Source organism: Salinicoccus roseus (genome assembly GCF_003814515.1).
Classification (GTDB): domain Bacteria; phylum Bacillota; class Bacilli; order Staphylococcales; family Salinicoccaceae; genus Salinicoccus; species Salinicoccus roseus.
Genome location: NZ_RKQJ01000001.1, coordinates 592537 through 616124, shown reverse-complemented (window position 1 = coordinate 616124; position 23588 = coordinate 592537). Strand labels below are relative to the sequence as shown.

Annotated in this window: 21 protein-coding genes and 2 riboswitches; of the genes, 17 read left to right on the top strand and 4 right to left on the bottom strand. The window is 53.1% G+C overall.

What is annotated here, in order from left to right:
- Positions 1 to 121: 121 nt before the first annotated feature.
- The 12 genes from EDC33_RS03270 to hfq all read left to right on the top strand — a co-directional run bounded on the left by EDC33_RS03270 (position 122) and on the right by hfq (position 14205).
- Positions 122 to 1843: an ABC transporter ATP-binding protein gene (locus EDC33_RS03270; RefSeq protein ID WP_124010162.1), complete on the top strand. Its 1722-nt coding sequence runs from the start codon at positions 122 to 124 to the stop codon at positions 1841 to 1843.
- Entirely contained in the window at positions 1836 to 3659 is a 1824-nt protein-coding gene (locus tag EDC33_RS03265; RefSeq protein WP_094905774.1) for an ABC transporter ATP-binding protein, read from the top strand. Before EDC33_RS03270 ends, EDC33_RS03265 begins: the two co-directional genes overlap by 8 nt.
- A gap of 48 nt (positions 3660 to 3707) precedes the next feature.
- A riboswitch (TPP riboswitch) is annotated at positions 3708 to 3798 on the top strand.
- A 68-nt stretch (positions 3799 to 3866) separates the two neighbouring features.
- Complete coding sequence (locus EDC33_RS03260; RefSeq protein WP_124010161.1) at positions 3867 to 4445, top strand: ECF transporter S component; 579 nt, start codon at positions 3867 to 3869, stop codon at positions 4443 to 4445.
- Positions 4446 to 4447: 2 nt separating this feature from the next.
- Positions 4448 to 5851: an ABC transporter ATP-binding protein gene (locus EDC33_RS03255; protein WP_124010160.1), complete on the top strand. Its 1404-nt coding sequence runs from the start codon at positions 4448 to 4450 to the stop codon at positions 5849 to 5851.
- Positions 5844 to 6635 carry an energy-coupling factor transporter transmembrane component T family protein gene (locus EDC33_RS03250; RefSeq protein ID WP_124010159.1) on the top strand — a complete coding sequence of 264 codons (792 nt, stop codon included), beginning with the start codon at positions 5844 to 5846 and terminating at the stop codon, positions 6633 to 6635. Before EDC33_RS03255 ends, EDC33_RS03250 begins: the two co-directional genes overlap by 8 nt.
- 148 nt (positions 6636 to 6783) lie before the next feature.
- The gene (locus EDC33_RS03245; protein ID WP_040105599.1) at positions 6784 to 7209 is read left to right on the top strand and encodes a YlbF/YmcA family competence regulator; all 426 of its coding nucleotides are present in this window, start codon (positions 6784 to 6786) and stop codon (positions 7207 to 7209) included.
- Positions 7210 to 7278: 69 nt separating this feature from the next.
- Entirely contained in the window at positions 7279 to 7764 is a 486-nt protein-coding gene (gene thiW / locus EDC33_RS03240) for an energy coupling factor transporter S component ThiW (RefSeq protein ID WP_124010158.1), read from the top strand.
- A gap of 49 nt (positions 7765 to 7813) precedes the next feature.
- Positions 7814 to 10333, top strand: a complete 2520-nt coding sequence (gene mutS, locus EDC33_RS03235) for a DNA mismatch repair protein MutS (RefSeq protein ID WP_124010157.1) — start codon at positions 7814 to 7816, stop codon at positions 10331 to 10333.
- Between the two features lie 4 nt (positions 10334 to 10337).
- Entirely contained in the window at positions 10338 to 12197 is a 1860-nt protein-coding gene (mutL, locus tag EDC33_RS03230; protein WP_124010156.1) for a DNA mismatch repair endonuclease MutL, read from the top strand.
- An 11-nt stretch (positions 12198 to 12208) separates the two neighbouring features.
- A complete protein-coding gene (locus EDC33_RS03225; protein WP_124010155.1) occupies positions 12209 to 13084 on the top strand; it encodes an alpha/beta fold hydrolase in 876 nt (291 codons plus the stop codon).
- On the top strand, positions 13077 to 14018 hold the full coding sequence (miaA, locus tag EDC33_RS03220) for a tRNA (adenosine(37)-N6)-dimethylallyltransferase MiaA (RefSeq protein WP_124010154.1): 942 nt from the start codon (positions 13077 to 13079) through the stop codon (positions 14016 to 14018). The genes EDC33_RS03225 and miaA overlap by 8 nt, the downstream gene beginning before the upstream one ends.
- Complete coding sequence (gene hfq, locus EDC33_RS03215; RefSeq protein ID WP_031548660.1) at positions 14011 to 14205, top strand: RNA chaperone Hfq; 195 nt, start codon at positions 14011 to 14013, stop codon at positions 14203 to 14205. The genes miaA and hfq overlap by 8 nt, the downstream gene beginning before the upstream one ends.
- 29 nt (positions 14206 to 14234) lie before the next feature.
- Here the strand turns inward: hfq and EDC33_RS03210 are convergent, their stop codons facing one another.
- Entirely contained in the window at positions 14235 to 14720 is a 486-nt protein-coding gene (locus EDC33_RS03210) for a glutathione peroxidase (RefSeq protein WP_124010153.1), read from the bottom strand.
- Between the two features lie 139 nt (positions 14721 to 14859).
- Between EDC33_RS03210 and hflX the strand changes: the two genes are divergently transcribed.
- The 5 genes from hflX to EDC33_RS03190 all read left to right on the top strand — a co-directional run bounded on the left by hflX (position 14860) and on the right by EDC33_RS03190 (position 20835).
- On the top strand, positions 14860 to 16098 hold the full coding sequence (gene hflX, locus EDC33_RS03205) for a GTPase HflX (protein ID WP_094905764.1): 1239 nt from the start codon (positions 14860 to 14862) through the stop codon (positions 16096 to 16098).
- A gap of 4 nt (positions 16099 to 16102) precedes the next feature.
- Positions 16103 to 17359 (top strand): methionine gamma-lyase family protein, encoded by a 1257-nt coding sequence (locus EDC33_RS03200; RefSeq protein ID WP_229716644.1) that lies wholly within the window; start codon positions 16103 to 16105, stop codon positions 17357 to 17359.
- 53 nt (positions 17360 to 17412) lie between these two features.
- Positions 17413 to 17580 (top strand): hypothetical protein, encoded by a 168-nt coding sequence (locus EDC33_RS12615; RefSeq protein WP_156956150.1) that lies wholly within the window; start codon positions 17413 to 17415, stop codon positions 17578 to 17580.
- A gap of 313 nt (positions 17581 to 17893) precedes the next feature.
- Positions 17894 to 19108: a DUF438 domain-containing protein gene (locus EDC33_RS03195; RefSeq protein ID WP_170156347.1), complete on the top strand. Its 1215-nt coding sequence runs from the start codon at positions 17894 to 17896 to the stop codon at positions 19106 to 19108.
- 124 nt (positions 19109 to 19232) lie between these two features.
- Positions 19233 to 19343: riboswitch (SAM riboswitch) on the top strand.
- Positions 19344 to 19449: 106 nt separating this feature from the next.
- Positions 19450 to 20835 (top strand): LLM class flavin-dependent oxidoreductase, encoded by a 1386-nt coding sequence (locus EDC33_RS03190; RefSeq protein ID WP_124010150.1) that lies wholly within the window; start codon positions 19450 to 19452, stop codon positions 20833 to 20835.
- 69 nt (positions 20836 to 20904) lie between these two features.
- On the opposite strand, the gene EDC33_RS03185 is transcribed toward EDC33_RS03190, so the two are convergent.
- The 3 genes from EDC33_RS03185 to EDC33_RS03175 form a co-directional block, all read right to left on the bottom strand.
- Positions 20905 to 21426, bottom strand: coding sequence for a hypothetical protein (locus EDC33_RS03185; protein WP_094905758.1), 522 nt, complete (start codon positions 21424 to 21426; stop codon positions 20905 to 20907).
- 193 nt (positions 21427 to 21619) lie between these two features.
- On the bottom strand, positions 21620 to 22927 hold the full coding sequence (locus EDC33_RS03180) for a nucleobase:cation symporter-2 family protein (protein ID WP_094905757.1): 1308 nt from the start codon (positions 22925 to 22927) through the stop codon (positions 21620 to 21622).
- Positions 22927 to 23511: a xanthine phosphoribosyltransferase gene (locus EDC33_RS03175; RefSeq protein WP_124010149.1), complete on the bottom strand. Its 585-nt coding sequence runs from the start codon at positions 23509 to 23511 to the stop codon at positions 22927 to 22929. The genes EDC33_RS03180 and EDC33_RS03175 overlap by 1 nt, the downstream gene beginning before the upstream one ends.
- Positions 23512 to 23588: the final 77 nt, after the last annotated feature.

The following is a 23588-nucleotide window of genomic DNA, read 5'->3' as shown; positions in this document are numbered from 1 at the left end:
GTAAAATACACCTGAAGTAAAGAAGCTTCAGGTGTATTTTTTATTTTGTCTGTAAAAAAAGACAGAATTATGTCATAATTGATTTAATACTTCGGTAACCGAAAGAAATGGGTGGAAAGAATTGCTGACAGTCTATAAATACGCTCTGAAATATAAATGGTTCATCGCAGTGGCACTGTTCTTCATGTTCATCGAACTTGGTGTGGAGCTGCTGCAGCCGTACCTCATCTCGAAGGTGATCGATGACGGCATCGTCGCCGAGGACATCGATACGGTATGGTTCTACTTGGCCGTCATGTTCGCCATCAGCATGGCCGCATTCATCAGCGGCATCATCAACTCCTATTTCTCGAGCCATGTCGCCAACAGTTTCAGCTATGACTTGAGGACGGCACTCTTCAGGAAGGTCCAATACTTTACACTGGCTACACTGTCCAAGTTTCCGACATCCAGCCTGATCACCCGCATGACGCAGGATGTGCTGCAGACGGAGATGCTCCTCTACATGTCGCTGCGCATCATCCTCCGCGCCCCGCTGCTCGTAGTGGGGTCGCTCATCATGTCGTTCGTCGTCAATCCGACACTCGGATTCTACCTGTCGTTCCTGACACCGCTGCTGCTGATCTTCCTCATCTTCACCGCCCGCAAGGGCGGGGAGGTCTTCCTGCGCGTGCAGAAACGTCTGGACAAGATCAACCGCTTCATCCAGCAGAATCTGGAGGCCGTGAGGCTGATCAAGGCGAATGACCGTGAAAAGTTTGAAATCAGCAAGTTCAGTAAAGTCGCCGGCAGGCTCAGGGACGATACGATCTATGCACTCCGGCTGATGGAGTCCATCATGCCGGTACTATTGCTCGTCATCAACGGCAGCCTGCTGATCGTCCTGTGGATGGCTTCGGATCTTCTGCAGAACAACACCGTCCAGGTCGGGGAAGTCGTTGCGGTCATCAACTATGCCCTCCGGATGCAGGGCGGATTCTCGATGTTCGCATTCATCATCATCGCATTCAGCCGGTCCAAGGCTTCCAGTGAACGGATGGCGGAAGTCCTGAACACACCAGTCAGTGTGAATGACAACGATGAAATAAAGAAGGTGGACCGGGCGGGCACAGTAAGATTCGACAATGTATCCTTCAAGTATCCGGGGTCCACACGCTATGTGCTCCGGGATATCACTTTCGACATCAAAGAGAACGAAAAATTCGTCATCATGGGCGGCACGGGTTCCGGCAAGAGCACACTGCTCGGCCTGATTCCGAAGATGTATGATGTCAGGGAAGGTGATGTCTATGTCAACGACATCAATGTGAAGGAATGGAACGAGGAAGATCTGCGGCAGACCATCGGCTATGTGCCGCAGTCTGCAGTCCTCTTCTCCGGCAGCATTTTTGAAAATCTGTTGTGGGGGGACCTTGAAGCCGGCGAATCCGAAATCTTCACCTCCACTCAGAAGGCGCAGATCCACCGCTCGATAGAATCGTTCGACCATCGCTATGATACGCGGGTGGGACAGCGGGGCGTCACACTTTCCGGCGGACAGAAGCAGCGCCTGTCGATCGCACGGGCCCTTGTCAGGAAACCAGGTATCCTCATCCTCGATGACAGCACCTCCGCACTCGATATCCGTACGGAATCGGCACTGTGGGAGTCCATCAAGGATGAGAATACGACGCGCATCATCGTCACGCAGAAGGTCATTACGGCAAGGATGGCCGACCGCATCCTGCTCCTCGACAATGGGGAGATCAGTGCGCTCGGAAGCCATGAAGAGCTGGTGGAACAGTCCGAACTCTACCGTTCCATCGTCGAATCACAAATGGAAGGGGGGCAATTGGATGATTGATTTTATCAGACGGCCATTCGGCCACGAACCGGTCCTCAAAAAGGAGGAGATCGGCCGAAAGAAAAAGAAGGAGGACCAGCGGGCGAACGACATCACCGGCACCCTGAAGCGGATGTGGCAGTTCATTTCGGAGGAGCGGGCGCTTCTATACGGCATCATCTTCCTCGTGACACTGACCAGCCTGCTGAGCATCACAGGGCCCTTCCTCGTCGGGTATATCGTGGACAACTACTTCATACCGGGGGAGATGGACGGACTGTCCACCATACTGCTCTTCCTGCTCGTCGTCTACATCCTGCTGTCATCGACGCAGTATACCGCCGCCTTCTTCATGGTGGGGCTGTCCCAGAGGACGGTCTATAAGCTGCGGAGCCGGCTGTTTTCACATATGCAGAAACTGCCGGTATCATTCTATGACAAGCGGCAGCACGGCGAGCTGATGAGCCGCATGACCAATGACATCGAAACGATTTCACAGACGCTCAATACATCATTCATCCAGTTCACGACAAGCATCGTCACGCTGATCGGTACGATCAGCGTCATGCTTTATCTGAGTCCACTGCTCACACTCCTCACCGTGCTGATCATCCCGGTGCTGATATTCGCTGTAGGCTTCATCACAAGGCGCACCGGACCGCTCTATAAGAAACGGCAGCGGGCGACCGGTGAACTGAACGGATATATCGAAGAGATGGTATCCGGGCAGGAGATCGTCAAGGTCTTCTCGCAGGAGGAGACGGCGATCCGCAACTTCAATGAAAAGGCGGGAAATCTCAGGGACATCACCTTCTGGGCATTCCTGTACGCTGGCTTCATCCCGAAAGTGATGAACATGCTGAACAACGTCAGCTTTACGATTGTGGCCGGTGCCGGCGGTCTGCTCGTCTTCTATACGGATGGTGTCGTCACAATCGGTACCATCGTCGTGTTTGCAGAATATGCACGGCAGTTCACACGGCCGCTTGCCGACCTTTCCAACCAGTTCAACCAGGTGCTTTCGGCCATCGCCGGAGCGGAGCGCGTATTCGGCATCATCGATTCCGAGCCGGAGAAGGATGAAGGGAAGATCACCGGCAGGACCATAGCGGGTGAGATTGAATTCGATGATGTCTCATTCTCCTATGACCCGACGCAGAAGACACCGACGATCAGAAACTTGAGCTTCAGGATCGATGCAGGCGAATCGGTCGCCCTGATCGGTGCGACCGGTGCCGGCAAGACGACCGTCATGCAGCTGCTGGCCAGGTTCTATGAAACGGATTCCGGAGAGGTCCGGATCGACGGGGAGAACATCCTCGACTACAGCCGTTCGACCGTCCGTTCACAGACGGCGTTCGTCCTGCAGGATCCCTACCTGTTCGAATCGACGATCCGGGAGAACATCCGCTACGGCAAACTTGATGCAACGGATGAGGAAGTGGTCGAGGCGGCGAAGCTTGCCAACGCCCACGACTTCATCGTTGCATTAGAAGAGGGCTATGACACGGTTCTGGAAGCCGACGAGGGCTTCATCTCCCAGGGGCAGAAACAGCTGATATCGATCGCCCGCGCCCTTATCACGGATCCGGCGATACTGCTACTGGACGAGGCGACGAGCAGCATCGATACGGTGACGGAGCTCAAGATCCAGGAGGCGCTCGAGCGGCTGATGAAGGACCGGACAAGCATCATCATCGCCCACAGGCTGAATACGATAAAGGCCGTGGACCGCATCTTCGTCATGGAGCTCGGGGAATTGGTCGAAAGCGGTTCTGAAGAGGAACTCGTCAGACAGCGCGGCCGCTATTACCAGATGGTAGACGACAATAAATGACTTCACAAAATTCAGAAAGTGTACTATGATGGAGCCAACCGAATAAATAACCACCACTAGGGGTGTCCGCAAGGACTGAGAATCACCCTTATCACCTGATCTAGATCATACTAGCGTAGGGAAGTGGCATATTTTACATATAATATGCACACCACTCCGCTAGTGGTGTGTTTTTTGTTTGGAATATATTATATGGAGGCTTTTATAATGGCAAAAAGAAAAGGGCTGACCCTGACCGATGTGCTGATCACGGTCGTCATCGCCCTCGTATTCTCGTTCATCTATTCAATATGGGGCGGCGTCTATACGGCGCTTGAACCGCTTGGACTGCATCTGAACCAGCTGCTGTACGGCATGTGGTTCATCGCAGCAGTGGTTGCCTATCTCGTCATAAGAAAACCCGGCGTGGCGCTGATTGCGGAATTTGCAGCGGCATCGGGAGAAACGATCGTCATGCTGCAGTTCGATGTCATGCTGATCGTGTATGGGCTCATCCAGGGGCTTGCATGCGAAATCGTATTCGCCATCGTGAAATACGAAAGCACATCCCTGATGGTGGCGGTCATCGCCGGCATTTCGGCGGCACTTGCGACATTCCCGCTCGACTGGTACTACGGCTACCTCGGCCAGCTTGCGACATGGAATCTGCTGCTGATGTTCGGCTTCAGGGTGCTGAGTGGTGCACTCATTGCCGGCTGGCTCGCGCACCTGCTGTACCGTGCACTGAAGGAGACTGGTGTACTGAAACTCGTCGGCAATGGCCATGCTGCTGAAGAAGGGCTTTGACCATGTGCATAGAAGTGGAAAAGCTGCGTCTGAAGTTCCCGGAATCGGAATCACCCCTCTTCACCGGCCTCGACCTGAAGATAGGGAAAGGTGAGAAGGTCCTCATCGTCGGACCGAGCGGCTCCGGCAAGAGCACGCTGCTCAATGTGCTCGGGGGCCTCATACCGGATACGATCACGATACCGATGAAGGCCGATAGACTTGAACTGCCCAAATCCAGTGCGTACGTCTTCCAGGACCCGGATTCCCAGTTCACGATGCCGACGGTTGCTGAGGAACTCGCCTTTGTCCTTGAGAACAGGCAGGTGCCAAAGGAAGAGATGAAGCCCCTGTTCATGAAGGCGCTCGACATGGTCGGACTTGATGTGGCGCCGGAGCGTGCCATACAGACACTCTCCGGGGGAATGAAGCAGAAGCTCGCCATCGCCTCGGCACTGCTCCAGCAGGCGGACACGCTGTTCCTCGATGAGCCGACAAGCATGCTGGACGGCAGATCGGCGGCCCATCTCTGGGATACCGTCAGGGCCATGTGGGATGAGCTGACCGTCGTCATCATCGAACATCGTGTCGAAGCACTATGGCACAGGGTCGACCGGGTGATACTGATGGATGACGCCGGTGGGATCGCATGTTCCGCACCCCCTGAGGAGATGCTGGAGGTGCATCGCCGACTGCTCGACCAATATGGCGTGTGGCATCCACGTTCTTGGGATGAGGCCCCGCACCTTCCGAAAATTGCACCGCAATCCAGCACATTGATGGAAGCAAAAAACCTCTCCATCAAGAGAGGGGGCAGGCACCTTCTGACGGTAGACAGCCTGAGGATCGGAAAAGGCGAGTGGATTACACTTGAAGGGGATAATGGAACGGGCAAGTCGAGCCTGCTGCTTGCACTGATGAAACTCATCCCTTCGGGAGGGAAGGTGCTTTTCGGAGGCGGTCGGATCGGACGGACGCGCCATCTCGGCGGCAGGGTCTATCCGGTCTTCCAGAATCCGGAACTCCAGTTCATTACGAACCGTGTGTTCGATGAAGTATTCATCAACCTGGAGATGCACCATGATGACAGGACGGCACGCCGGGAGACCGGCGCACTGCTCGAACGCTTCGGACTTTCGCATGTGGCGCATCTGCATCCGCTCGAAATATCCACCGGCCAGAAGCGTCGTCTGAGTGTAGCAACGGCAGCAGGCGGGGTGCCGGAAATCCTCATTTTCGATGAACCGACTTTCGGTCTGGATCAGCGGCATGCCTTCAATCTGCTCACGATGATCCACGAAATGGTGAAGCGGGGGACGAGCGTCATCATGATCACCCACGATGCGGAGATCATGAAGCGTTACCCCTCGAGACGCCTCAATATTGAGGACGGCCGACTTGTGGAAAGGGGGGAGGTATATGTCTGAAGCGGTGAAGCGGTACATCACATTCGCCGACCGGGTCAATCCCCTCGTCAAGATCCTTGTGGCCGTCGCGCTTTTCTTGACCGTCATCCTCATCCATGACCCGAATCACCTTTTCCATCTGGCGGTCATCATGTTCATTCTGCTTCTCCTGCTGAGTGGTGTGAAGTACATCTATATTGGACTCCTGACGGGCGCCATCCTGTTTTTCGGCTTCATTTCAAGCCTGTATATGATCTTCTACGGCGAGGGGACGACGACGATCTTCCGGTTCGGCATCATCCATGTCACCGAAGAAAGTGCTGTACGCGGCATCCACATCATGATGCGCGGCATCACACTCTCCTTCTTCGGTGCACTCATCGTCTTCACGACGCGGATTACCGATGTCTTCTACAGTCTGATGCAGCAGGGGAGGCTGAAGCCGAAATATGCCTATTCGTTCATGGCTGCAGTCCGTATGGTCCCGATCATTGCCGGTGAATACATGGCACTCAGACGGGCGCGCAAAGTGAGGCGGGCGCTGATCCACCGCAAGTACATTACTGGACTGAAAGGCTTCATATCAGCGATTGTCACACTCCTCAGTCAGAGCATCAGACGTGCCTGGCGCCTTGGGGTCGCCATGGAATCGAAAGGCTTTGACGACGGACCGAGGACCTACTACCACCGCACCACCTATTCCATCCATGATCTCCACTTCGTCCTGCTCATCGTACTCGGTGTCATCCTTTCCGCTTTCCTTGGGGAGTGGTTCAGCCCATTTGACACTGTAGATGCGAGATGAAATCCGGGGTCGAATAGTTTTGAAATATGGGAGAAAAACATATATACTGATAGGAGATTTGAGCAATCGGATCAGATTGCGGATAATGGATAAAATGCAATGGATCATCCGGTGGATGGTTTTAAAATAGGGAAAAGGTGGCAGTACAATGTATACGAAAGATGATATTGTGAAAGAAGCGAAAGAACTCGGCAACATGATCGCCCAGACGGAACAGGTGGACTTCTTCAAGAAGGCCGAAGCCAAGATTCATGAAAACAAGGATGTCAGGGAAAAGATGGCAAGCCTGAAAAGTCTGCAGAAGCAGGCGGTCAACTTCCAGAACTACGGCAAGGAACGCGCCTATCAGATGACGGAAGAGAAGATAAAGAAAGTCGAGGCGGAACTCGACGAAATGCCGATCGTCAACCAGTTCAAGGAATCCCAGGGTCAGGTCAACGAACTGCTCCAGATGGTCTCCCATGCCATCAGCCAGACGGTGACGAACGACATCATCACGTCCACGGGCGGAGATCTGCTCCAGGGGGAAACCGGCGCGGCAATGAGGAACATGCCGAACCAGGAAGATAAATAAATATCAAATATAAGGGCTGCGCATCCGTATAGGGATGCGTGGCCCTTTTTTTGAAGGAGGGGTATTGGAATGACCAGGAAAATGACCATCACTAGTGTGCTTGTTGCGCTCAACGTCGTGCTCAGCATGTTCATCATCATCCCCATAGGGCCCATCAGGGCAGCACCCGTACAGCATCTCATCAATGTCCTTTCGGTGGTATTTACAGGTCCCTGGGCCATCGTTCAGGCATTCCTGTCATCCACGATACGGATCATGATGGGAACGGGCTCCCCATTCGCCTATCCCGGCAGCATGATCGGGGCGCTCCTTGCATTCATACTGTACAGGAGATTCAGAAAGATTGGACTCTCCGCCGTCGGGGAAGTGATAGGGACGGGCATAATCGGTTCGCTCACAACGTTTCCGCTGATCATGGTGCTCGGCCTGGACAGGGATTTCTTCTGGGTGCTGGCGCCGGCATTTCTCGTCAGTACGATGATCGGTTCGGCGGTCTCATGGTTCCTGCTCAGGCAGCTGGAGGAAAAAGGGATCCTAAAGCAGTTCAACATTTGAAGGGGTGCATGATATAATGCAGATATATTTTAGTAATGGAAGTGTTTAGATGGCTACAGTAACACCGATGATGCAACAATATCTGAATATCAAGGAGGAGCACCCTGGTGTGCTGCTCTTCTATAGACTGGGTGATTTCTACGAGCTGTTCTACGATGATGCGATTACAGCGAGCAAGGTGCTTGAAATCACCTTGACATCACGGGACAAGAAGAAGGATCCCATACCGATGTGCGGCGTGCCGTACCATTCTGCGAAAGGCTATATCGAGCGGCTGATCGACCAGGGATACAAGGTTGCCATCTGCGAGCAGATGGAAGATCCGAAAAAGACGAAGGGCATGGTGAAGCGGGAAGTGGTGCGCATCATCACGCCGGGTACGCTGATCGACGACTTCGGCATGGATGACGGCAGGAGCAACTATATCCTTGCGCTGGATGAAGAATCAGAGCTCTTCACCGCCGCCTATTCGGATATTTCGACCGGGGAGATATTTGCATTTTCGACCGGTGACCGCGATGTGCTGAAGAGCGAAATCGACCGGATCCGTCCAAGGGAAGTCGTGGTCGAAGCGGACATCGAAGGCCTGATGTCAGAGCTCTATTCCGATCCGCCGGTGACCACCCCCTTTTCGAATGAGACGCATTTCCCGCTCGAATACGGGGAGGGGATCACGGAAGGAGAGCAGAAGACGCTCGATCTGCTCGTGGGATATATCCGCGCCCACAACATGAAGGACCTGAAGCATTTCAGGACCGTGGAGAAGCACCGCATCAAGGAGACGATGCAACTGAACTATGCGGCACTCTCCAATCTGGAGCTGCTAGAGAGCCTGCAGACGAAAAAGACGAAGGGTTCCCTGTTCTGGTACCTCAACCGTACGGAGACCCCGATGGGCAAGCGTAAGCTGAGGAAATGGATCGAGCGCCCGCTGCTCCGCCGGACGGCGATAGAAGAGCGCCATGAGGCCGTGGCTGTCCTCCTCGACCACTTCATCGAGCGTGAGGACATGCGCAGCCTGCTCAACAATGTATTTGACATCGAGCGGCTCGTCGGCCGGCTGAGTTTCGGCAACATCGATGCAAAGGACTTTGTACAGCTGAGGGATTCCCTAAGGGGACTTCCGGCCATCGCGGAAATGCTCGAACGGATCGGGCTGCTCGGTACGCCGTTGTTCCGGGCCTTCGACATTCTTGATGATGTCCACGGGCTGCTTGCGGACAGCCTCGATGATTCTCCGCCGAAGACCATCCGCGAGGGCGGCATCTTCAGGGAGGGCTACAGCAGCAGGCTCGATGAATACCGGTACATCTCAAACAACGGCAGGGTGTGGCTCAATGACTACATCGAACGCGAAAGGGAGCGTACCGGCATCAAGAACCTGAAGGTCGGATTCAACAAGGTGTTCGGCTACTACATCGAAATTTCCAAAGGCAACGCGGTGAATTTCGATGCCGAAAAGTTCGACTACCAGCGCAAGCAGACGCTGACGAACGCAGAACGCTTCATCACACCGGAACTCAAGGAGATGGAGTCGAAGCTGCTCAGTGCGCAGGATGAGAGTGTCATACTCGAGTACGAGCTGTTCGTCGCGCTCCGTGAACATATGGAGCAGTTCATCCCGCGGCTGCAGACGACAGCGGACATCATCAGCACATTGGACTGCCTCGTATCGTTTGCGACGGTGGCAAATGAATATCGTCTTGTACGCCCCGAGTTCAGCGAAGATGAACTGTCGATCACTGAAGGACGCCATCCTGTGGTGGAGAAGGTGATCGGGGAGAACACATATGTACCGAACTCCCTCGACATGGACCAGGATACATTCATCTATCTGATCACAGGACCGAACATGTCCGGCAAGAGTACCTATATGCGTCAGGTTGCCATCATCAGCATCATGGCCCAGATGGGCATGTATGTCCCGGCGGAAGCGGCAGTGCTGCCGATATTCGACCAGATATTCACCCGCATCGGGGCGAGTGATGACCTGGCCAGCGGGAAATCGACCTTCATGATTGAAATGATGGAGGCGAATGATGCCCTCCAGAATGCGACGGAGAACAGCCTCCTCATCTTCGATGAAATTGGACGGGGCACCTCGACCTATGACGGCATGTCCCTGGCCCAGGCGATGCTTGAATACATTCACCATCATATCGGGGCGAAGACGCTGTTCTCCACCCACTACCATGAAATGACCCGGCTCAGCACCGAGCTCGACCATCTGAAGAATGTGCATGTGAAGGCGACGGAGTACGACGGCAAATTGATTTTCCTGCACAAAGTGAAGCCGGGCCCTGTGGAGCGGAGCTACGGCATCCATGTGGCGAAGCTTGCCGAACTGCCGGATGAAGTCACCACCCGGGCGAATGACCTCCTGAAGACATTCGAACAGGACGGACGGGTGACCGGCAGCGAACAGCTTTCACTTCCCCTTGATGATACAGAGGCATTTGAAGCCCATCCGGTCATCGACCAGCTGAAGTCGCTCGACATCAACCAGATGACGCCGCTTGATGCGATGATGAAGCTGCAGGAACTAAAAAACGAGCTTGAAGGCGAGTGATGATATGAGTCCGATCAAAGTACTGGACAGTGCGATACAGAACAAGATAGCCGCAGGCGAAGTGGTAGAGCGTCCAAGCTCCGTCGTCAAGGAGTTGGCCGAAAACTCCATCGATGCCCATGCGACACAGGTGGAAGTGTTCATAGAGGAATCGGGGATGAAGCAGATCCGCATCGTCGACAACGGGGACGGCATCCATCATACGGATGGACCGCTCCTGTTCCAGCGGCATGCGACTAGCAAGATCGATACCGACTATGACCTCTTCCAGATCCGCTCCCTCGGCTTTCGCGGGGAAGCGCTCGCCAGCATCGGCGCCGTGGCGAAAGTCACGGTTGAGACGAAGCACACTGCTGGGAATCCGGTATTCATCCGCTTCGAAGGCGGAAATCTGGTCGAGCAGATTCCAGGCAAGGAGCGGCAGGGGACGGACATCACCATAACGGACCTCTTCTTCAACACACCGGCCCGGCTGAAGTACATGCGTTCCATGCGTACGGAAAGCGGCAAGATCATCGACATCATCCAGCGCATGGCACTGGCGAACCCCGGCATCAGCTTCCGGCTCGTCCTGGACGGCCAGGAGAAGATCATGACGAAGGGCAATGGCAACCTCAAGGAGGTCATCAGTGACATTTACGGCCTGAATGTCGCCCGCCATGCGGTAGAAATCGAGGCACATGATGCCGACTTTGACATCCGCGGCTATGCCATCCGGCCGGAGATCAACCGCAGCAACAGGAACTATCTCAACATTTCCGTCAACCGCAGGTTCATAAAGAATTTCATGCTGTCACAGTCCATCGTGAATGCCTACCATACACTGCTGCCGAAGGACAAGTATCCCATCGTCGTCATCGACATCAAAATGGATCCGAAACTTGTCGATGTGAATGTCCATCCTTCGAAGATAGAAGTGCGCTTCTCAAAGGAGCGTGAGCTGAACAAACTGCTCGAGTCGGCGGTCAGCAGTCACATTAAGGACGAGATGCTGATTCCGGATGTCTCAAAGGAGAAGCCGCGGCGGCAGGAGAGGCCCACCCAGGAAGCGCTGGACTTCACTGCAGAGCGGGCGGCACCGCCTCAAGCGGAACCATCAGTACAGGAGGCGCCGAGAACCCGGGAAGACCAGAGCACAAAATCTGACTACAGGGTAGCACCCGAGCGCACAGTACTTAAGGAGACGCAGGCCCGCAAGCCGGAATCGTCCGCGCCGCCAAAACGGCGGGATACGCCGTCGAGCGTTCCGCATACGCATCCGGGAGAGAAAGAGCGGGAAAAGCTGCCCTATCTCGAAATCGTCGGACAGCTGCATGGCACCTACATCATCCTGCAGAACGATACCGGCATGTATATGATGGACCAGCACGCCGCCCAGGAGCGGATCAAGTACGAATACTATTCGGAAAACATCGTCCAGGGGGAAACAGATGGCATCCCGCTCCTCATCCCATACACATTCGAATTCCCGATGAATGATATAATAGCAATAGATGACAGGTTGAAGCGGCTCCGTTCCCTCGGCTTTGAAATTGAAAAGACGGGAATCAGGCAGTACGCAGTGACACGCTATCCGAATTGGATCGATGAAAGGAATCCGGAAGCCGACATAGAGGAACTGATCCACTTCGTTTCATCAAAGGAGGACTTCTCCGTCAACCAGTACAAGGAGGAGATGGCGATCATGATGAGCTGCAAGCGGTCGATCAAGGCCAATCATTATCTCGACAGGCCGCAGATCGAAGCCCTGCTCGAATCCCTCAGAGCCTGCAGATCACCCTACACCTGTCCGCACGGCCGGCCGGTCATCATCCATATGAGCACTTATGAAATCGAGCGCATGTTCAACCGCATCATGAAATAGGGAGGCAAAAGATGAAGATCAGCGAACAGATGATATACAATGGAGGCAGGGAGATAGAGGCGACCGTCTTCTCGCCTGAAAAACCCCTCTGTGCGATCCAGCTTCTTCACGGCATGGCGGAGCATAAGGAGCGCTATACCGAGATGATGACATGGCTTGCGATGAACGACTGCATGGTGGTCATGCATGACCACCGCGGTCATGGCAGGAGTGCCGGAGACAAAGGCCACTTCGACGACTTCAACCTGCTGATCGATGATGCCCTGGCGGTGTCGGCAGTAATCCCCAGCGGCCTGCCGAAGTTCATCCTCGGGCATTCCATGGGTTCCATCGCAGCCAGGAGGCTCCTTGAATATGGTGTATATGATGGCGGCGTCATCGTCGGCACAGGGAATAAGGATGGCCTCCTTGACGGTATCGCATCGAAACTGCTGAGGATGGTGGCGGGCGCCGCACCAGAAATGCGGTCCAAAACCGTCAACAGGCTGGCCTTCCTGGGCTATGATGCAGCTTTCGAAGGGGGCCGGAAGAACAGATGGCTGTCCGCGGATGACACGAACGTCAAACAATATAATGGGGATCCATACTGTGGATTCCTGATGAGCAACCGGGCGCTGTCCGAGATCGTCCGCCACATCAGAATCAGCACGAAGCATGGAAACATGAAGCGGCTGGACCCCGGGGGCCCCATACTCCTGATCGGCGGCAGGGAGGATCCGTTCTCCAACAGGGGGAAAGATATAGGGAAGCTCGCGCGGCGCTACCGCCGGTATGCAGATTCAGTGACCGTGCAGCTCTATGATACGAGCCGCCATGAAGTGCTGTTTGAAAAGAATCGTGAACAGGTCTATAACAGATTACTGGAATGGGTGATGAGACATGTCTGAAAAGAAGAAGCTGCTTATACTCGTAGGTCCGACCGCCATAGGAAAATCACAGCTCGGTGTTGAAATCGCAAAGCGGTTCAACCTGGAGGTCATCAGTGGTGATTCGATGCAGGTGTACCAGGGGATGGATATCGGTACAGGAAAGATAACGGATGAAGAAATGGATGGTGTGCAGCACTACATGATAGACGTCATGCCTCCGGATACCACATTTTCAGTGCATCAGTTCCAGAAGCATGTGGACGAAATCATAGATGAATTCCACGAGGACGGCCGCGTGCCGTTCATCGTGGGCGGCACCGGCCACTATATCCGGGCGCTGATCTATGGCTATGAGTTTGATGATGAGGACGACGAGGAGAAGCGGGCTTTGACGGAGCGGTTTGAAAGGATGGGCACGCCGATCCTCCACAGCCGCCTCAAATCCATCGATCCGAAGCTTGCCGAGGAGATCCATGCGAATAACCGCAAGCGTGTCATCCGTGCCTTGGTCAAGCATGAACTGAGTGACAGGATCAGCAACAGGATCGGGCCCGGCTACACAGATGAAATGAAATATGATACATTTATAGTAGGATTGACGCGTGACAGGAAGCTGATACACAGCAACATCGATGCACGTGTCGATAAAATGTTCGAGATGGGCCTCGAGGATGAAGTGAGGAATCTATTCCAACACCGTTCATTGTCGAAAACAGCGGGTGCAGCAATCGGCTACAAGGAATTCCTCCCTTACTTCGAAGGGGAGGCATCCCTCAATGATGTGAAGGAATCCATCAAGCAGCATACCAGGCAGTACGCAAAGCGGCAGCTGACCTTCTTCAGAAACCAGCTTCCCGTCAAATGGTATGACCTTGATTCAGTGAACACAGATATAATATTTGAGGATATATATCAATTCCTACAGGCGAAGGAGAGAAAGAAAAATGACTAATGGCGATCTACAGGATAAGTTTCTCAGCGAATTCAAGGAGTCCGAAGTCGAGGTTACCGTATTTCTGGTGAACGGTTTTCAGATGAGGGGTACCGTCATCGATTTTGATAAATTCGTCATCCAGCTCCACTCCGGCGGCAAGAACCACCTGATCTATAAGCATGCCATCAGCACATTCACAAAATAGCAAAAAGCATCCCACCGTGGGATGCTTTTTTAACCTCTGAGGACATTCTTTACATCCTCTTCCAATGACATGGGTGACTTCTGCGGTGGAAACCGGTTTACGATCCGGCCTTCCCTTGAAATGAGGAACTTCGTGAAATTCCATTTTACTGTATTGGTGAACAGACCGCTTCTGCCCTCAGTCAAATATTTGAAAAGGGGATGGATGCCGTCCCCTTTGACCTGCACCTTTTCCATGACCCGGAACGTCACGCCGTATTCATTGCGGTAGTGGGTCTTGGCGGCTTGGGCATCAAGCGGTTCGGAATTAATGAAATCATCTGAAGGGAATACGAGTATCTCGAGCCCTTCGTCCCTATATTTCTGATAGAGGAATTCAAGTTCGGAAAGCTGGTTGCGGAAGCTGCATTCGCTGGCCGTATTGACGATGAGTACGACTTTGCCTGCAAAATCCTCCATACGCAGCCTTGTACCGGTGTCATCATGAACTTCTATATCATATAGATGCGTCTTCATGATTCTGGACCCCTTTCTAAAAGCGAAAAACACAAATATATAACTTATTTAGACAAAATGGACCCATGCTAAACAAAAACATCTCTATCTGTTCAGCAGAAAGGGTATGGTATATTAAAGTAACGCAGGAGGTGCTCAAGTGTCAAACACATACAGCGGCGTCATCATTGCAGTGAATACGCCGAAAAGAAAAGACATTCATACAGAAGTGGAGGAACTCCGGAGCCTGGCCGAATCGGTCGGCATAGAAATCATCGGCGTCCACATCCAGAACAGGACGACCAAGGATCCGAAATCCTACGTCGGTACAGGCTTCCTCCAAGAGACATCCGAGAGCTATGATGCAGATGAGGAGATAGACTATACGATCGTCAATGATGAGATCACAGCCAGCCAGAACCGTGCAATAGAGGCTGTCATGGACACGAAGGTCATCGACCGCACACAGGTCATACTGGATATATTCAGCATGCGGGCACAGTCGAAGGCCGGTCAGCTGCAGGTCGAGCTGGCCCAGCTGCAGTATCTAGTTCCGCGGCTGAAGGGCCAGGGCATCAACCTCTCCCGCCTCGGTGCCGGCATCGGGACGCGTGGACCCGGGGAGACGAAGCTCGAAACCGACCGCAGGCACATCAACCAGCGGATAAAGGAGATAAAGAAGCAGCTTAAAGTCGTGGAGGCCCATCGTGAGAGGTACCGGGAAAAGAGGAACCGCAACCAGGTCGTGAAGGTTTCGCTGATCGGCTATACGAATGCAGGGAAATCCTCGCTGTTCAATACGATGGCGAAAAGTGATACGTATGAGGAGAATGCGCTCTTCGCCACGCTCGATCCGAAGACAAGGCAGATCACACTCCCGTCCGGTTTCGAATGCATCCTGTCCGACACCGTCGGCTTCATCCAGAATCTGCCGACGACGCTCGTCGAAAGCTTCAAGTCCACCCTTGAGGAAGCGGCCGACAGCGACTTCCTGATCCATGTCATCGACAATAGTTCAGACAACCTGGAAACCCATTATGACACTGTGAAGCAGCTCATCTCACAGCTCAATATGGAGCATATCCCTTCAATCGTCTTCTTCAACAAGACGGATATCGATGACGGGCGCTACTACACACCGGGTGAGGCGCATGCGTACGTCAACAAGGATATGCTGCCCCAGGATATACTCGAAGTGCTGGAAGACTTCATGAAGACGTACATGGAAGAGTATGAGGCCGAGCTGCCGATGTCAGAACCGCAGAAGATCTATGACCTCAAGCGGTATACCATCGTCGATGAGCAGGAAATCGATGAAGAGGCGGGGACATACAGGCTCAAAGGCTACGAACCACCCGGCTCATGGAGCCGGAGAATTTCAGAAAGAAACGAGGCATAACTGCGTGGAGTATACAGAAACAGATATCAACCAGCTGGTCGAGGAGGCGATCGAGGAGATCGACCCGATCATCAGGGAGAACAAAAAGATTGCAAGGAGAAATTTCAGGAAGGTCATGCAGGCATTCCATGAAAATGGGGTGGCCGAAAGCGACTTCTCGGGCACCACAGGCTATGGATATGATGATGTCGGGCGTGACAAGCTTGAAGAGATCTACCGCATGGTCTTCAGGAGTGAAGATGCCCTCGTCCGAAGCCAGATCATCTCAGGTACCCACGCGATCAGCCTGGTGCTGCTCGCACTGCTCGAGGCGGGGGATGAACTCATCTATATCAGCGGGGAACCCTATGATACGCTCGCCAAGGTCATCGGAAGTTCCGACAAGGATATCGGCAGCCTACGTGAGAAGGGCGTCCACTATCGGTCCATCGACCTAGTGGATGACCGGTTCGATGAAGCGGCGGTCATGGAGTCCATAACAGACCGGACGAAGATGATCGCCATCCAGCGCTCCCGTGGCTACAGCATGCGCAAGTCGCTGACCATCAGGGAGATGGAGGAGATGATCAGCAGGATAAAAGCGGAGTATCCGGACATCATCGTCTTCGTAGACAACTGCTACGGGGAGTTTGTGGAGACCCATGAACCGATTGAGGCCGGTGCGGATGTCATCGCCGGCAGCCTGATCAAGAACCCAGGCGGCGGGCTTGCCAAAATGGGCGGCTATATTGCGGGAAATGCAGATCTGATCACACGGATCAGCTACCGGCTCACTGTGCCCGGCATCGGCAAGGAGATGGGAGCAAGCCTGAATGCGAACACTGACATGTACCAGGGCTTTTTCATGGCCCCCCATGCGGTAGTGGAGAGCCTGAACGGAGCCGTACTGACGAGCCACCTGCTGTCGAAGGCGGGACTGGCAACAGATCCGGCGCCTGATGCAGAACGGACAGATCTGATCCAGAGTGTGTCGTTCAATACGGAGGCGGAGATGATCACCTTCACCCAGATGATACAGAAGGCATCACCCGTCAATTCCCAGTTCCTTCCCGTGCCGAGCGATATACCGGGATACGAGGATCCGGTCATCATGGCCGCCGGCACTTTTGTGCAGGGGGCATCCCTCGAACTCAGTGCAGACGGACCGGTCAGGGCGCCCTATACCGTATTCGTCCAGGGCGGCCTCGTATTCGAGCATGTCGTCCATGCGCTCGAAATGGCACTTCTCGAGATGCGGGAGAAGGGCATGATTATGCTTTAGGCGCACCTGGATGGACATGGCGTTCTACTATGCATTTAAAGGAGGGATGAAAGATGCAGATAGTCGAAAGAAGCACCATGAAGTTGATGTTGGCCGTCCAATATCTGGTCGTCGGTATCCTGCACCATATAACCCTCAAAAAGGTGGATGTATTTAAGGGAATGTACGCGCGCTTGAAAAAGGAAACAGAAGAATTCGATGCGGACAGGAATATACTTTGAGGGGAAATAACGGGACGTGGTCGTCTTCGTCGACACCTCATTTGGAGCGTATGCTGAGACCCAGAATCAAGCGAAGACAGTACTTTCATCCCTGTAGTAGAAGGTATGATGCAATATAGATGAACGCCCTCCAAGGTGGACACAGTAGATGTGCCTGCTTTGGAGGGCGTTTTTTGTGTCGAAAATATCTCACAATAGCGAAAAAATTGTTAACGATTGGAAACAGGCGGTACCGGAAGGGTAATATGGCATATAATAGATGTATTATTGATACATGTTTAATTGGAAGAGAATATTTCTAAGGGGTGATTGCATGTCCATCGCAACAACGGACGTCAGCAAAGTAAGGCCGCTGCTGCTCAAAATCAATCAGGGGGAGCCGGTGGAGAGTTTAATGGATGGTTTCAATACGGAACTCAAGGAAATGGAACCGGGAGAAATGCTTGGTGCGATTATAGAGGTGAAATATGTAGAGAAGGATGTCACCATATATGACATCAAGGAGTTTCTGGATATCCATGAGCACCTCTTCCATAAATCGCTTACTGAAATCCACATATCAAAAGATGACTGTCATCCACTTCGCATACTGGAGAAGGAAAACAGGCTGCTTTCCGGTTCCCTCGAGATCATCGGGCATCTCCTCGAATGCTACGAGGCAGGGGAGCGGACGATGGTGGACACACTCATCGCAGAAGTTGTGCGTTTTGAGGAAATCAACTGCCACTTCAGCAGGAAGGAGAAGCTCTATTTCCCGCTTCTCGAGCGTCGCGGCATCTACACGCTTCCGCGGAAGATGTGGGCGCAGCATGATACCATCCGTCTTCTGCTGCGGGCTCTGAGAAAGCGGACGGAAAAGATTGAGGAGATTGAATTCCGGCATGTAAGAAGATCGTTTGATGATATGAAGGATGCGTGCGAGGAAATGATGCTTGAGGAGTCCTATCTCTTCATACCGTTGACCCAGTCTCTCTTCAAAGAAGAGGATTGGATGGCGATTGCAGCGGAAAGCAAGGCATTCGGCTATGCGATAGAGTCCGTCGGCAAGTACCGTAAAGGAAACAGCTGTTCCGGTAAGCAGCCCGCCCCGCTCGATGATACAGTACATATGCAGTTTGGCGGAGGCTATCTGACCGCTAAGGAAGCGAATCTGATCCTGAACCACCTGCCTGGGGAAATCACATTCGTCGATCGTAATGGGCTGTTCAAGTACTTCAATGAAATCGGGGAAGCCGAAGAGATGATGTTCATACGTACACCACTGTCCATCGGAAGGAATGTCGCCAACTGCCACCCGCCAAAAAGCACAAAGAAAGTGATGCACATCATACATGACCTGAAAAAAAGGAAGAAGGAATCGGAAACGATGTGGTTCAGAAAGAAGGACAAGTATATCCATGTCACATACAAGGCTGTCTTCGACGAGGCGGGGGAGTTCATGGGAATTCTTGAATATGTGCAGGATATCCAGCCGTTCTTCGAATTGCCGAGGGAAGTGAAGCGCGGGCCGAGCCCGAAAGGGAAGTGACTGGGGGTTCCGGCCGTTTGTTTTCACCAAAGCTACGGACGCGGAATGTTAATATTTAAAAATTCAAATTTGACAGAAAATTGCATAGCTGATATCATAGCATTCAACTATAAATTGAATATATTCCTTATCAAGAGCCAGGGGAGGAAATTGGTCCTGAGATCCTGCGGCAACCCCACTTTAAAAAAGTTGAACGGTGCCAATTCCAACAAGCGTCATGCTTGGAAGATGAGGAGGAGCGTCTAGTGTCTCATACCTCTTCCTCATCGGATGGGGTATTTTTCATTACCTACCCTTTTGATGGGTTTTTTTCGATGAATACTTAAAGGGAGAGATGATCTATGAAGAAGCAGATTCGACTGAATGGTTTTACAATGAACACCGTTGCCCCGCATTCCCCGGGATTATGGAGACATGAAGCGGACCAGGGAGTGCGTCATGGCGACCTGGACTATTGGCTGGACCTTGCAAAGCTGCTTGAAGCCGGCAAGTTTGACGGAATGTTTCTTGCCGATGTGCTCGGCATATATGATGTCTATAAGGATGGCCCCGAAACTTCAATTGAACATGCCGTCCAGGTCCCCTTGCATAATCCCCTGCTCCAGATTTCAGCGATGGCGGCAGCAACAAAACATCTGGGCTTTGCCGCGACATATTCGGCTACTTATGCTGAACCATATAAACTGGCACGCGACTTCTCTACGCTGGATCATCTGACGAAGGGCCGTGTAGCCTGGAATATCGTGACGTCGTATCTGAAGAGCGAAGCGGTGAATCTCGGTCTGGCGAATCAGATCGAGCATGACAGGAGGTATGCACGGGCGGATGAATACATGGATGTCGTCTATAAACTGTGGGAGCACAGCTGGGAGGAGGATGCCGTAAAGGCGGATGTCGAAACCGGTGTCTATGCCGATCCAAAGAAGGTCCACCCGGTCAGTCATGAAGGGGAGTTCTTCAGTGTTCCGGGGATGCATGTGGTCGAGCCATCTCCCCAGCGGACGCCGGTCCTCTTCCAGGCAGGCGCTTCCGAAAAGGGCAGAGCATTCGCCGCCAAGCACGCCGAGGCGCTTTTCACCACCATAGCGAGCAATCTGGAGGAGCTGAAATCATTCACGGCGGATATCCGCAGACGGGCGGCTGAGGCCGGAAGAAACCCTGAAGACATCAAAATATTCCCGGGCATCGTACCGGTTGTCGGCAGGACGGAATCGGAGGCAAAGGAGAAATACGAAACGCTCCTTTCCCATGTCAGTTATGAAGGCACACTGTCCATGCTGAGCGGCCATACAGGCATCGATTTTTCCGGCTATGATCCCGACCAGTATGTGGAAAACATCAGAACCGATGCTTCCCATGGATTTCTGCAGAAGTACACGGTGGAGAGTACGAGCAGGAGATGGACGGTCAGGGAAGCAGTTCTGCATCACGGTCTCGGTATCGGAGCGACGAAAGTGGTCGGCACCCCGGAACAGATCGCTGACGCACTCGAGTCGATGGCGAATGAAGGGGATGCAGACGGCTTCAATATCATCCAGGCCCATTCCCCAGGGACATTCGAGGATTTCATAGAACTCGTCGTCCCTGTGCTTCAGGAAAGAGGGAGCTTCAGAAAAGAGTATGAGGCATCCACACTGAGGGAGAACCTGTTCGGAAAGGGAAGTCCAAGGATTCCAGAGAACCATCCTGCAAAGCGGATGGCTTCGCTCTCGCGATCCAGCATATAAAAACTCTCCCGGCAGACTCGTCTGCCGGGGGATATAAGTTTGTAGTTCAAATGGACCCAGGGGTGGGCGTCAGTCGGGAAGGATAGACATATGTATACTATAAAAGCCACCCGAAGGGTGGCTTTCTTTATGGAATACGATTCCGAATTCCTTTTCAAGTTCCATTTCCGGCGTGATACTTGATGAATCGTCACCGACATCATCCTCTTCCGGATTTCCGGGTGCTTCATCTTCTGTAATCTCCTCATCCTGCTCATCCCCAAAGAAGAGGCCGGTACATGAACCGAGTATGATCAGCAGTGCAAGGAAGGTGACTGTCAATACCAGACACCCGCTGATACCGATTTTCTTATTCGTTTCATACTGCTGTTCTGCGCCCTCGCTTCTGCGTTCCTCCCGAAGCGCTTCTGCGCGCTCCTTGCCGGGAGCCGCGTTTTCGACTTCCTCACCATGCTGTTCCTCAGGCCCCTTCTGGCTCTCAACGGCATTCCTTTCAGCGGGATCCGGCATTTCTTCAGGGTCCCGCTGATACCCATCCTTCCGCTCCTTCATTTCATTCCTGTCAATCCTGTTATCTTTATCATCACTCACATGCAGCCCCCCTAAGTACTTTTACAGTACATTACCCTGTTGGAAGGGAAAAAATCACGTTCATTTTGATAAGGTCATCAATGTGATCTCTGTGGAGCGTTGTCATGCAAAAATATAAAAAAATGCAAGAAATGCCCCCCATCAGCAAAGTGTTCTGGTGGGGGGATGATCATAAAAAGATATTTTTGGACTATCAGTTCGCAGCATGACCTTCCTTTAGAACGTGCTGTTTACTCCTGTCCATTCTGGTGTTCAATATCAAGTTCAGGACAATCGCCGTCAGGCTGCCGAGGACGATGCCGCTTTCCGCAATGACGGCGAGGCTTCCGGGTACGATGGCGAAAAGATCCGGGACGGCTGTGACACCGAGCCCCATGCCGATGGAGATGGCGACGATCATCAGGTTGTTCTGATTTTCGAAATCGACGCGTGACAGCATCTTGATGCCATACGATATGACCATGCCGAACATGGCAAGCATGGCGCCCCCAAGGACAGGTGTCGGGATGGCCATCGTGACGGCGCCGATCTTTGGAACGAGGCCGAGCAGGATCAACATGACGCCGGCGATGTAGATGATCTGCCTGCTCTTAACGCCGGACAGCTGGACGAGGCCGACATTCTGTGAATAGGTCGTGTAGGGGAAGGCGTTGAACAGGCCGCCCAGTATGATGGCGAGGCCTTCGGCACGGTAGCCGCGCTTCAAGTCCGTGTCATCGAGGTCCTCTTCGCATATATCACCGAGTGCGAAGTAGACGCCGGTGGCTTCGACGAGGCTGACGACGGCCACGAGCATCATCGTCAGTATCGGAATGATGTTGAATTCCGGCATGCCGAAGAAGAAGAACCGCGGCAGGTGGAACCATGAAGCGTCCCTTACCGGTGTGAGGTCGACCATGCCGAAGAATGAACTGACCAGTGTGACTATGACGATGCCGCTCAGGATGGCGATGGATTTGAGGAACCCCCTGCCGAACCTGAACAGGATCAGGATTACAGCCAGCGTACCGAATCCGAGTGCCAGATTGAGGCCGGAACCATAATCCGCGCTGCCCTGTCCGCCGGAAATGTCATGCATGGCCACGGGAACGAGTGTGATGCCTATCGTGGTGACCACAGTACCTGTAACAACAGGTGGGAAGAAGCGGATCATCTTGCTGAAGTACTTGCCGATGAGGAGTACGAACAATCCGGTCACAAGAATGGCGCCATAGATCGACGGGATACCATATGTATTGCCGATGGCGATCATCGGGCCGACGGCTGTAAACGTGCAGCCGAGCACTACAGGAAGCCCGATGCCGGTGAATTTGTTTTTCCAGACCTGGAGGATGGTCGCGATGCCGCACATCATGATGTCGATGGCGATCAGATAGGTGAGCTGCGCGGGTGTAAGGCCGATGGCACCACCGACGATGAGTGGTACGACGACGGCCCCCGCATACATTGCAAGTACATGCTGGAAACCGAGTGACAGCTGTTTTGGCTTGGACATCTGCATCACGCATGCACCTCGGACAGGAATTCTATTTTTCCATCTTCGAGGGAGGCGATGCGTGCCAGCGATTCCACCCGATGCCCGGCATTGCGCAGTTTCCCGCCCCCCGGCTGGAAGGACTTCTCAATGACGATGCCGATGCCGGCAATGTCCGCCCCTGCCTGCTGCACGATGTCGACAAGTGCATTTGCAGCTTCCCCGTTGGCGAGGAAATCATCGATGATGAGCACGGAATCCTCATCGGATAGGAACTTGTCGGCGACTGCGATGGTATTCGTTTCCTGTTTCGTATAGGAGTAGACGTTTGAAGTGAGCAGCCCTTCGCTCAGGGTGAGGGACTTCCTCTTTCTTGCGAAGACGACCGGTACACCGAATTCCAGGCCTGCCATGACGGATGGAGCGATGCCTGAGGACTCCAGCGTCAGTATCTTCGTTATCTTTTCCGATGCAAACCTTTCTTTGAATGCCTTGCCGATTTCGACCATCAGTACCGGATCGATCTGATGGTTCAGGAAGTGGTCGACCTTGAGCACCGTATCGGAAAGCGCCACACCTTCCTCCAGAATCTTTTCTTTGAGCAACTTCATGAATAACACCCCAAAATATTATTTTGAAACAAAAAAGCCCGAAGCACACATCAATGAGATGAGCAGCTTCGCGGCAA